Below are 10,949 nucleotides of genomic sequence, written 5' to 3'. Positions count from 1 at the left end.
TCGCTAGTTTCTGTAAAAGACATATCAAATGAACGAAGAATCGACAAAAATTGATGATTTTGATATGAAGATACTGAGTGCGATGCAGCACGATGCCAATCTCTCGCAGCGCGATCTCGCGGAGAAGATCGGCCTGTCTCAAAATGCCTGCTGGCGGCGACTGCAACGCCTTCATTCCATCGGCCTGATCAAAGGCGCACACTGCGATATCGATCTCCAGGCGCTGGGGTTAGATCTGACTGTTTTCGTGATGATCCGGACGCGTCACCATTCGAAGGAATGGAGCGAAGGATTCCGCGCGCATGTCGAGGGCCTGCCGGAGGTGATCGACTTTTATCGGATCGGCGGGGATTGGGACTATCTGATCAAGGTCATCACCAAAGGCATGTCCGGCTACGACGCATTTTATCAGAAACTGATCACGAACTTCGACCTTGCAACAGTGACAGGCTTCTTTTCCATGGAAGCGATCATCAACAATCGGCCGGTCGAGTTGAGAAAACTGACCTCCAAGGCCCAGGGGTCCACCCCGCCGAAAGCGACCCCGACGCGTGACCGCCTCTAGTGCCTCAGCAACGGACTGACTTCTTCCGCCGGTGGTGCTTTCTCACCGCAAACATCCCCGTGGAGGAAGAAAACGATCAACATTCTCGACCGCAAGGGAATTCCATTTTGGGGGTGCAAGGCAGCGACGCCCGCTCAACCTGCTTCTCCTTCGACGCCGACCGCCTTGCAGAAAGCGGCAGGAGGGTGCCGTCCAACCTCCCCGCCGGGCCCGTCCCAGGTCTCGCCAAACTCAGTCGCACACCCTGGGTCGTCTCGCCCGCCGCGGCTAGGGACAAGGCGTTGCCAGAAGGGCGGCGTCCGCCAGCCGTCGGTTGGACGTCCGGCGGTGAGCGAAGTTGAACAGGCACGCAAGGAGAGCCTGTTCCGGGAAAGCGATTACCCCTTCGATTCGACGAGGATCACCAGAGACTCCGGCACCACCCCGTCGAAGGCCATCGCATCGGCGGCGGCCTTGCTCTGCATCGCCGCCTGCAAGCCATCCATATCCGCAACGTCCATCATCAACGCCACGCGAGTGGGATCCTGAGGATCAACAAACGTTCGGATGTTGGTAACCCCGAGCGGACCAAAAAACTCCTCGCGCTTTCGTGAGGTGAGCCAGTGTTTCGCGCCCTTAGTGATGTTGTGATAGCCAATAATCGTCGGCATGGCATCCTCCCTGCGACGACGACGGCGGCCGGATCAGGGGCCGCGCTCCATCGCGCAAAGTTACTGTGCCCTGTTTTTGCTTTGGTGTGAATTGGTGGCGGTGGGATGACGAGTTCCACGTCACCGAGTTCGTGATGAAAGCCACACGCAGGATCAGTCGTCTGGTGGCGAATGAAATCCAGATGGCAGGAAGGATCCAGCCGAGGGGACTTCGATATCCTGCCGAGACGACGCGGATGGTCGGCGAACGCTGAACGCGGCGGCTATCGCCCTAAATCCGATCGGGCGATAGGCAGGATCGTCGCCCGGTTCGCCAAGGTCCTTCGATTTCGGATCTTTCAACGCACTGTCCTCCCGACCCCGCAACGACAAGGTCAGATAATACCAGCCTTTCTCTATGCTCGCCACGGAAGAGGCTGCTGTCCGATGCCGTTGGTGTCTCCATTGGAGAGACCAACCCGCTACCGCAATCTTGACGGCAAGCTGACCGACTCCACTCTCTTCGCGAAGAGAGGTGCCCCGATCTTCCGAAGGCAATCCAGACCGTTTCCGGCATTGTCAGGAGCACATGGAAGCTGCGTTTTCGGCCTGTCCGACGCCGCGATCCTGGCAAGGATGGAATCTTGAAGAGGTGACCGCCGCTTTCATCGAGTTGGCTCACAACCATATGCTGGGCCTCCTTGCCAATCGCGGTCTGGAGCGCGAATTTGCAGTTCTGAACAAAGCGCCAGAGGACGGAACCAGGAGCTGGATTGGCGCGTCTTCAACTTTTGCTTCTTGCTGCCAGAGATTTGCTTCTAGCCGCCAGCCATCTTGCTGGTGCCGCCTCGACTATCCATTTGTCGATGCAACGGTGGGGAAGCGCTTTGGGACCTTCCGATCTCTTAAGGAGGAAAGTAGATGACTAGACTAGCGTCGAGCCGCGCATACCGCAAAAGCCGGGTTACATGGTGACGTCGATCTTTTGCTCCTCTCGGATCTTATATGCCGCTCCCGGGCCTCCCGGAACAGAAATTGCATGGTCTCTAATATAAGTTGCGGTTGGGAGGCTGGGTGTAATGAACTGGCACAAATCCGATAATTTCGCTCCACTGTTCCTCGTGTTCCATGGTCAACAAAAATACAGGCAGATCCGTTCGCTTCGGCAAATGGCTGAAGTTCTTATTGCCGCCTGGCCCTCCTTTGATGGCGAGGAATACCTGACGGCTGCGAAAATTTGCCTGGATGCGCACCTTGGCACCTGCTCGGTGAACGAGGCACGGATCGCGTTGATTCGTGCTGCCGCAGAAGCAAATATTCCGGTCATCGCCGTCGTGCCACCAATCTGCGACGAGCAGTCTTCAATTGTGGAAGGAGGCGCTTCGTTAGTGAAAGGGGTTCATTCCGCATAAGTCTGACCAAGATCGGGCTAGCCCCGACGGTACAGTCCGTTGCTCTGTGCACGCTACCGCTGCAGGTCATAAACCGCCGGACAACGCCATAAGCCTACGGAATCTTCCGGTAAATCCAAAGCTGGGCCGGAGGAATATTTCGTACCATGAACGCCAAATGGCGCACCTCGTAGCCGGCGGGAAGTGCCACGACCGGAGACAATAGGCCGTAGGTTATTTGAACAACCGGTCTCCCGACGGGAACGCGTTCCAACAGATCGAGGACGAGTGCTAGCCTCCGATCCGCAGGCAGGTGCAAAAGCGGGATCGCGGAGATGACGCAATCAAACTTGGCGGCTCGTTTCCCACCCAGCGTTAGGTCGAGTGCAAAAGCGTCGCCGCATCGAATATCGACCTGTGGGAAAAGACTTCGCAGATGCTGACAGAACTCTGGCGAGTACTCGATGGAGGTAAGGTTTTGTGGTGCGATACCGCGTCCCAGAATTGCTTTGGTAATCACGCCTGTGCCTGGACCGAGTTCAAGTACGGGTAGCCCAGAACCGGGATGCACAACGCTAGCCATCTTTCGAGCTGTCACGGTGGAGGTCGGCGCAATTGCACCGACAGAAGTTCGATCACGTTTCCAGCCCTTTAAGAAAGCAATTTCATCCCTGAACTTAAGTCCGACACGCTCCCGCATACTCATTGAACTGTCCCTTCATTCGTTACGAAGCCTCATCACAAGCTGTCAGCTGCGAGGCCAAAATGCGCTTGTGAAAATCTTTATGAGGCGCCGGACACGAGCAGTGGCACGGAGAGGGGCTTCGCGTCGTCGTCAAGAATTTCGAACCGGTAATGATTGTCTTCGTCGCACGATACCGAGTAGGTCAGTCTGTCGACGACGTTGTTTTGGGCGTCAAAAGTGAGAACCTTTGGCTTGAGTTCCGTGATCTTGTGCTCGGCGAGATAGATCGAATTGCAGATGATAATCTGGTCCCCAGGCTGGCATGTGCGGGCGGCGGCACCGTTTAGGACACAGCATCTGGATCCGCGCACACCCAGAATGACGTATGTGGAGATGCGGGCGCCGGAGTTCTTGTTCCAGATTTCAACAAACTCCATCGGAAGGATCCCGGCCTCTTCGCAGTGAGCGGGGTCGAGTGTGATCGATCCGTGGTAATTGAGATTTGCCTCAGTCACATGGATCCCATGGAGCTTCCCGGCCACCAATTTTCGCATTTTGCGCCCTCGCTATCGGTCTTGCCCGCTCCGACCGCTGTCGGCAGTCCGGCACTGTAAAGCAGCCGTCGGAAATTGGAGGCTCGCGTCAGAGACTCAAGAAATAACTTCCAGCCAGCTAATTAAGTGGGTGCTATCGGATTGGAGGCGTCGTTAACAGGCCAGAATATGTCGTTTGGGTACGGTTGGGCAATTATTGCGCATGCCAACGCGCCTAGTCGGCGGGCGCCAGTTTGCTTGCCGTTCAGCAACTCGAAACACTTTCCGTTCGAGCGAGCGTTGATCGTTGACCTCGCCTCACGCCCTCATCGAGACATGTGCAAGATCCCGCGTAACTGGGCCGCCACTATGGATCCACCTATCGCAAATTCAGGGAAGGCCAAAGAAGGCATCCAGAGGCTCTTGAAGGATTTGTTCTTCGAGGTGTCGAAGGATGAAGGCACCCGACCACCATGAGGCTCGGGTGCCCTCCCTCAGCAAGCAGAGGTGCGCTTTGCTAGATGCTCTGGGGTGGTGCGAAGAAGCAGTTGAGGTAATCTTCGTTAGGGTGAAGACAGACATGAAACTCCCCGTCTCCCGAAGGCAACTCGTCGCCGTAGGGCACGAAAAACGTGTGTGGTCGTTTGGCGAGGAAGTGGTCGCCCGGATGCAGGATAATTGAGAAGCCACCGCGCATCTTTCGAACGCGTTCGCGCGGAATAGCATCGCAGTCGCCACCCTGGCCACGCCCCCTGCAGCAAGCTGGAGGGTAGGTCCAGCCGGATTCGGCGTCGTGCGCGTCGGAAGAAATACTCGACGTTGCACCGATGAGGATGGTTGCAGCTATCATTGTGAACGACGACGCGGTCATCTGACCCTCCCCCCGATCGTTCAGAACATCGCATTTTACGCCCAAGATGGAGAACGAACAATTCCCGTACCCTGTGTGCAAGAGCTTCGGGATCCGGTTGGACCCGCCGGGCGGTAAAAGCTTGTTCCACCCCGAGGTTTTCGCCACCCTCTAAGCGGTCGACGAACAGAGAAAGGGCTTCCGGCAGCATCTGCTCGTTCGCGGTGGAGAGCGGCGGGTATTCCAGCATGAGTTCCGGTCCGAGTGGGGCGATTCCGAACGCAGGCTCTATGAGACGAGCGGAGTATTCGCTGCGTGTGATCGCAACTACCCTCTCCTGCCCGCTGTGGGCCGTGATCACCGCTCCGCCGCATCCCGATGTCGAAACGATGCAAGCTCCAACCGACCTCTCGACCTAGCGGCTGCTTTTGACAGACCAGATTGCAATGGCCATCAAAGCAAGTCCGGACATTTGAACGAGTGAAAGCGAATGGCCGTAAATCTTCCAATCGATCACAAAAGCCGTCATGGGATATACAAACTGCAGTGCGGCGGTTCGACCGGTGCTTAGGCGAGCAAACCCGGCAAACATTACGACATAGGCAAGACCCGTATGGATCGCACCCAGCCCTGCTAGCCAGGCAATTGTGTCCCAATGGCTGGGCCACCCGTGTAGAATTGGCCACCAAAATGTAAGGACAGCGCCAACTAGACACTGCCACCAAGCGAGGGCAAATGAACTTACGGATCTCATCACCTTCGTCAGCAATGGAACCCAGGCGTAGACAAACGAGCCCGACAGGCTCATCAGCAAACCATAGAAATACTCTTGATGCCGCGCGCCCGTACCCATCACGTCGGTCGTCAGCACCAATCCCGCGAATGCCAAGAGCGCCGCGCCTACCTGCTTTCGGGACACCTTTTCCCGAAGAAGCCACACACCGAGCGCCATCGTCCAGAATGGCTGGATGTGGAATACGACAGTGGAAACGCCGATTGACGTACGTGGAATCGCGGCGAAATGGAGCGCCCAGCTAATAATCATCAGAACGCCCGTCGCGACAGCGCCGAGTAGGTCCCGTGCCTGCAGCCTGATTTCAGCCAACCGCCCACTCAACGCGCCCCACGAAAGCAGAGCAAGAAACCCAAAAAAGCATCGAAATGCTACCGTAGTGAGCGGGTCTTGGTTTGCCTGGAGCACGAAGATGCCGACCGTCCCAAGGATCAGCCCGCCGAGTACCATAAGGATCGTGCCCTGGCGTTCCCGCGCGTCACCCGGGACGGTCAAACCGGCAGATGTTGCAAGTGATGTGAGACCCCGTGTGTTCATCGGAAAATAATGGCGCTGGATCGATGTCCAGAAAAGCGAATATCTGTTACACGGATCATTCGATAATCGAATGGCCGGTGAGATGAACGATCTCCAGATTGATTGGCTTAGAACCTTCGTGGCAGTTGTCGACACGGGCTCCATCACGGCAGCATCCCGTCAGGTTTCCCGTTCCCAGTCGGCAGTCAGTATGCAACTCAAGAAGCTTGAGGAATGCGTAGGGAGTTCCTTGCTAAACCGGGGCCCACGCCACCTGTCTCTGACGCCTCCCGGCTTCGATTTACTCGCTTACGCGCGACAACTTATCGAATTGCACGGCCGCGCCCAGATCGCGATGCGCGGATCAGCGGTTTCTGGGAAGGTCGCCGTCGGTGTCCCTGACGACTACGTCGCGAGTTACTTCGCGCAAATTTTGCGGACCTTCGCCAACCGTTTCGCCGAAGTAGAAATATCAGTCGTTTGCGAACCGTCGAGTTCGCTGTTGCCAAGGATCGACCGTGGTGATTTGGATTTGGCACTCGTGACACGCGATATGGCGACCCGAGGGGAGCCAAATCGCGGCATATTCCTTTTCTACGAACCCTTGGTGTGGGTTGCGTCAGACCAGCATGAGGCGTGGCGGAAAAACCCGCTGCCCTTGGCTTTGCACGAACTGGGAAACCGCTTCCGTGGCGAAGTTTTGGCAGGCATCGCGGCGCTTGGGCGTGACTACCGTGTCGTCTATAGTTCACATAACCTAACGGGGCAGTTGGCGGTAGTAGAGGCAGGTTTGGCCGTTGCCGCGCTCGCACGATCCAGCGTTCCCAGTCATTTGAAGTTACTGGATACTCGCCATGGTCTGCCGGAGCTGCCTAAAATGGAGGTAGCCTTGGTTCGCAGCAAAGACTCTAAGCGCTCTGCGGCGGTCGACGCTATGCACAGCGAGGTCCTTCAAGTGTTGAATTTCCAGCCTTGATTTTCCTTGTCCGTTGGCAGCATGGCGCCGGGACGACGCACCCGAGAGGTGCTGTGGCTCGATGGCGGCTTTTTCCGATGGGGCTGGATTGTTTAACCACAACTTGATCGAGGGACCATCGATAGCCATGACATGATGGACCCGCTTGCCTGTTGACCAAAGCCTCATGAAGCGTGTGAGACATGGTCGTTTCCGGGGCAAGTTTTGTGATGACGGTGACCACCCGGTCACCGCAGGTCAGAGCACCGATTGCCTCCCGGCGATTGCCACGCCTTATTGAAAACGGCGTTCAAAATCACAATCTCAAAGTGATGATTGGAGCCTGACGATGCTATACCTAACTCTCGTCCTCGCCTTTTGCGTTTTAACCAGCACATACTTCGTCGGACGTTTCTACGCCGCAAAGACCCGGTTGGTCGAAAAGGCAATTGAGGAAACGATTGAGCGTAAGCTGTTGACATCCCCAATAAGCGCCGAGTTGCACCGCCTGCGGGAAGAGAACGGAGTGATGCGCAACCTGCTGATCGACATGGTGGAAAACGAGGCTTCGCTAGCCGACGCAACCAAAATGTCAGAGGTGGAAAGGACACGCGCGACAAACGCTCGAACACTCCGGCGCCGGGAGGTTTTCGGTGAGGCGATACTCGTGCTTCAGCAGACCAATGGAGGGCGACCCACAGCAGACAGCCTACTGAGCGGGCCCAAAGGCAGGCCTGGTGTGAACGTTATCCATCCGCCAATCTAGGGTGGCTCTCACTTGGAAGCCAATCGCCATACCCCGGAAGATGGGCGATAAACTGTCAGGCCTATCAGCCCGTCCAGGCGTATACGTCCGCTGGCTCTGCTACACCCTTAAGCACGAACGAGCCAACATTCCTAAACCCTTTCGGTACCTGTGCTGCGAATGGCCTTGATGCCAGAAGGCTGTAGCCGACCGTATCTGCAACTTTCTCGATCCGGGCCGCTTCGTTGACTGCGCGGCCGATCGCCGTGAAATCGAGGCGACGGGAGGCGCCGATGTTGCCGTAGAAAACCTCGCCAACGTGCAGAGCGATATCGACCAGCAGCTGCGGTTCCTCTTCATCGTTGCGCCTTGCATTCAGCAATTGATTGGCTTTCACAGCCATCCGAGCCGACGACAAAGCACGGCCACAAGCCTCGGAGGGATCGTCGATGTCAGCAGGGAAAATCGCCAGCAGGCTATCACCCATAAATTTGAGGATCTCGCCACCATTCTCCTCCACCGGCCCGGCAATCGCCTCGAAGTGTTCGTTCAGCCAGCCGACGATCCTCTCCGGTGGCCACCGCTCGTTCAAGGACGTGAAGTCCTTTAGATCGGCAAGCAGGATTGCTGCGTATATCGAGGCGCCATCTCCCCGACGGGTCTGCCCGCTGAGAATGCGGCCACTGGTTCGCGTGCCGGTGTAGACGGCAAGCATGTCGGTCGCAACGCGGGTGGTTGCAACTCGGCAGCAAGTCAGTGCCAACGCGGGCATCAAGCGTTCGACGTCTGCGATTTGTTGTTCTGAAAATCCGCCGGGTCCATCGACTGCTATCGAGAAGCCCACGCCACCAAGGGCAGTCTCTCCAGGAAACTCCGCAAGCTTGATCAAGTACTCAGTCGCGCCGAGCTGTGCCAATTCGTCGAACAACGGAAAGCTATTGGTTTCGTTCGCCGGCAGGCTCCACCGGCCGTAGAGAAGGTTATTCGACAGCAGATGGAAGATCGGCGAGCGCTCGAACATCTCCTGTCCCGCGTCATCATGCCCTTGGATGTCAACGGACATGACCGAGTGTGGCGACCACGCGACCGAAAATCCCTTCTGCATCGGGTCGATGGACGGCATTGCAATCGAGGCGCGGACAATCCGATAACCTAAAGCGACCAATCTTGGCCCAAGTCCCTCCATGATCTGCTCGACGCTCCGGCTGGATAGGCCTTCCCCGATGATCCAGTCGATCAGCTCCTGCAAACCCTGCACGAAAAACCCTCCATCATCGCGCATCCACCATAGGCTGGCACTGGATGCCCGGTCGAGAAGGCAAACGAAATCCAAAAGAAAAAAAAGGAGGCTTTCCGACGAGGCGGGCGGTCGTAGAAGCTACCCTTCGAAAGTTCTCCGCGCCTGCGGGCCCTTGGTTACAGTCGTGGAAGGCCAGAACCAGGTTTCCTCGCCTATTGCTGCCGCCTCATAGGGATGCGCGCCTCGTCGCGAGATTGATTGGCGGGTCGCGCGGTTTGCGAATGGCTGCGCGGTCGGCCAAAGCAAAAAGGCCGACGCGTCTTTCGCGTCGGCCCCAGTCTGCCGGTTAAGCCGTCGTGAACGGCACGGCTACGAAGGTCGTGTTATTGCCGCGCTGTATCAGCAGCAGCACTGACTTCTTCTTGGCCTTCGCAACATCCGCAACTGCGTTCTTGGCTCCACTGGCATTCTGGATTGTCTTGTCGTTGACCGACAGAATGACGTCACCGGCTTTCAGCCCCGCCGACGCTGCCGGTTTGTCCGGCGATACATTGGCAACGACGGCACCTTGGACGTCCTGTGAGAGGTCCAGCCGCTCACGAACTTCCGGCGTCAGGTCGACAAGTGCGACACCAATCCGCGGACCGGCTGGGATTGCCTGTTCGGAGCCATTGGGAGCAGCAAGCTTAGCCGTTCCGTCATCGCTGCTGCCGATCTCGACCGTGAGGTCGACGCTCTTGCCAAAACGCCAAACCGTAACGGTTTTCTTGTCACCAGGGGTAAGAGCCGCAACGAGCTGCGACAGGTCCTTCGGTGTCGACACCGACTTTTCGCCAACCGCCGTAATCGCATCGCCCTGCTTGATACCGGCGCGAGCGGCGGGCGTGTCTTTCGAGACGTTCGCAACAAGCGCACCAGCCGGATTTGCCAGATCGATCGCGTCCGCAACTTCCTGCGTCACCGGCTGGATCTGGACACCCAGGTAGCCGTGATCGACGGAACCGGCGTTCTGAGAATTTGCGACAACCTCCTTTGCCTGATCGGCCGGAATGGCGGATGCGGCAAATGCAGATGACGTTTCGAGGGAAATGGAGGCCGCGCCGATCATAATGGCGGCGCCCAGAAGAGCCGCAGATCTGCGGCGATTGACAATGTTTGTCACGATTTCAGTCCTATTAATTGATTCACCGCGTAAAGCCTCTCAGCGAAGCTCAACGCTTGGCAAGGATATGAAGCCAGCCAATTATGTTTTCAAATTAAAAGTATATTACAATTTCATTGCCAATAAGTAATGTATTAAAATAATTTAATACTTGATGGCAAGCTTTTGCAACTGGAGCGACGAATTAGCCTTTCGGAAGCTCGTGCTGCACCGTCCGCCCTGTTCGCAAGGTTTTCGCCAGGGGCGGTCACCCCCAAGACGGTGCGGTCGCCGTTGACCGCCCACAGCCAAGAGCGAGACGACCTCGACTGCCTCCTTGTCCTGATCCCCGATGCACGAGTTGAGCCGAATTTACGGAACCGGGACTTCCAGTCCAGCCTTGATGCGATCCATCGCGACAAACGTCCGGAAACGTTTGACGTTATTGTTTCCGAAAAAGAGCCGCCGGGTCAGGGATTCATATTCCTTCATGGATGGTACGACGACGAGGAGGATAAAATCCGCTTCGCCGGTGACATAGTAACACTGCTGGATTTCGGGGGTCGCCGCGAATTCCCGCTTGGCGCTTTCTATTTGCTCCGCGGTCTCGCTGATCACCTCCACTTCAACGAAGATTGTGATCAGATGCCCCAGCGCAGCGGGATCGACGATCGCGACATTTGCCTTGATCACACCGGCTTCCGTCATCTTCTTGATCCGGCGCTGAACGGCTGGAGCCGACAGATTGACCGCTTCGCCGATCATTCTCTGCGGCGTGAGGTTGTCCCTCTGGAGGAGGGCGAGGATTTTGCGGTCGAAGTCATCCAAAATGATCTTCTGCGCCAGCGCACCCATACTTTTTCGCTCCCTCGACGAAACAAACTTGCAAATCAGACCCCAATATTC

At 56.7% G+C, this 10,949-nt stretch carries 12 protein-coding genes; 4 read left to right on the top strand and 8 right to left on the bottom strand.

Going from position 1 to position 10,949, the window contains the following annotated elements; translation table 11 throughout:
- Nucleotides 1-28 precede the first annotated feature (28 nt).
- On the top strand, nucleotides 29-565 hold the full coding sequence (locus tag AC1DPR_RS06835; protein WP_477815995.1) for an Lrp/AsnC family transcriptional regulator: 537 nt from the start codon (nucleotides 29-31) through the stop codon (nucleotides 563-565).
- Nucleotides 566-942: 377 nt separating this feature from the next.
- Here the strand turns inward: AC1DPR_RS06835 and AC1DPR_RS06830 are convergent, their stop codons facing one another.
- A complete protein-coding gene (locus AC1DPR_RS06830) occupies nucleotides 943-1,215 on the bottom strand; it encodes a hypothetical protein (RefSeq protein ID WP_112645770.1) in 273 nt (90 codons plus the stop codon).
- Between the two features lie 1,058 nt (nucleotides 1,216-2,273).
- On the opposite strand from AC1DPR_RS06830, the gene AC1DPR_RS06825 reads away from it, so the two are divergent.
- Nucleotides 2,274-2,606, top strand: a complete 333-nt coding sequence (locus AC1DPR_RS06825; protein ID WP_018855690.1) for a DUF982 domain-containing protein — start codon at nucleotides 2,274-2,276, stop codon at nucleotides 2,604-2,606.
- Between the two features lie 94 nt (nucleotides 2,607-2,700).
- Here AC1DPR_RS06825 and pmtA read toward each other — a convergent pair whose 3' ends face one another.
- The 4 genes from pmtA to AC1DPR_RS06805 all read right to left on the bottom strand — a co-directional run bounded on the left by pmtA (nucleotide 2,701) and on the right by AC1DPR_RS06805 (nucleotide 5,896).
- Nucleotides 2,701-3,291 (bottom strand): phospholipid N-methyltransferase PmtA, encoded by a 591-nt coding sequence (pmtA, locus tag AC1DPR_RS06820; RefSeq protein ID WP_477815994.1) that lies wholly within the window; start codon nucleotides 3,289-3,291, stop codon nucleotides 2,701-2,703.
- Between the two features lie 77 nt (nucleotides 3,292-3,368).
- Complete coding sequence (gene panD, locus AC1DPR_RS06815) at nucleotides 3,369-3,824, bottom strand: aspartate 1-decarboxylase (protein WP_477815993.1); 456 nt, start codon at nucleotides 3,822-3,824, stop codon at nucleotides 3,369-3,371.
- Between the two features lie 496 nt (nucleotides 3,825-4,320).
- A complete protein-coding gene (locus tag AC1DPR_RS06810; RefSeq protein WP_112645762.1) occupies nucleotides 4,321-4,674 on the bottom strand; it encodes a hypothetical protein in 354 nt (117 codons plus the stop codon).
- A 394-nt stretch (nucleotides 4,675-5,068) separates the two neighbouring features.
- The gene (locus AC1DPR_RS06805) at nucleotides 5,069-5,896 is read right to left on the bottom strand and encodes a DMT family transporter (protein WP_477815992.1); all 828 of its coding nucleotides are present in this window, start codon (nucleotides 5,894-5,896) and stop codon (nucleotides 5,069-5,071) included.
- Nucleotides 5,897-6,053: 157 nt separating this feature from the next.
- On the opposite strand from AC1DPR_RS06805, the gene AC1DPR_RS06800 reads away from it, so the two are divergent.
- Together AC1DPR_RS06800 and AC1DPR_RS06795 are read left to right on the top strand one after the other, a co-directional pair.
- Nucleotides 6,054-6,938, top strand: a complete 885-nt coding sequence (locus tag AC1DPR_RS06800) for a LysR family transcriptional regulator (RefSeq protein WP_477815991.1) — start codon at nucleotides 6,054-6,056, stop codon at nucleotides 6,936-6,938.
- Nucleotides 6,939-7,266: 328 nt separating this feature from the next.
- On the top strand, nucleotides 7,267-7,683 hold the full coding sequence (locus tag AC1DPR_RS06795; protein WP_477815990.1) for a hypothetical protein: 417 nt from the start codon (nucleotides 7,267-7,269) through the stop codon (nucleotides 7,681-7,683).
- A gap of 64 nt (nucleotides 7,684-7,747) precedes the next feature.
- On the opposite strand, the gene AC1DPR_RS06790 is transcribed toward AC1DPR_RS06795, so the two are convergent.
- The 3 genes from AC1DPR_RS06790 to AC1DPR_RS06780 all read right to left on the bottom strand — a co-directional run bounded on the left by AC1DPR_RS06790 (nucleotide 7,748) and on the right by AC1DPR_RS06780 (nucleotide 10,898).
- Nucleotides 7,748-8,920 (bottom strand): adenylate/guanylate cyclase domain-containing protein, encoded by a 1,173-nt coding sequence (locus AC1DPR_RS06790; RefSeq protein WP_477815989.1) that lies wholly within the window; start codon nucleotides 8,918-8,920, stop codon nucleotides 7,748-7,750.
- A gap of 328 nt (nucleotides 8,921-9,248) precedes the next feature.
- Nucleotides 9,249-10,064 (bottom strand): PDZ domain-containing protein, encoded by an 816-nt coding sequence (locus AC1DPR_RS06785; RefSeq protein WP_477815988.1) that lies wholly within the window; start codon nucleotides 10,062-10,064, stop codon nucleotides 9,249-9,251.
- A 351-nt stretch (nucleotides 10,065-10,415) separates the two neighbouring features.
- Nucleotides 10,416-10,898, bottom strand: coding sequence for an Lrp/AsnC family transcriptional regulator (locus AC1DPR_RS06780; protein ID WP_477815987.1), 483 nt, complete (start codon nucleotides 10,896-10,898; stop codon nucleotides 10,416-10,418).
- Nucleotides 10,899-10,949: the final 51 nt, after the last annotated feature.

The organism is Rhizobium sp. 01T417 (assembly GCF_056398905.1).
The sequence above is the reverse complement of the archived record's forward strand: the minus strand, read 5'-3'. Positions and strand labels throughout refer to the sequence as shown.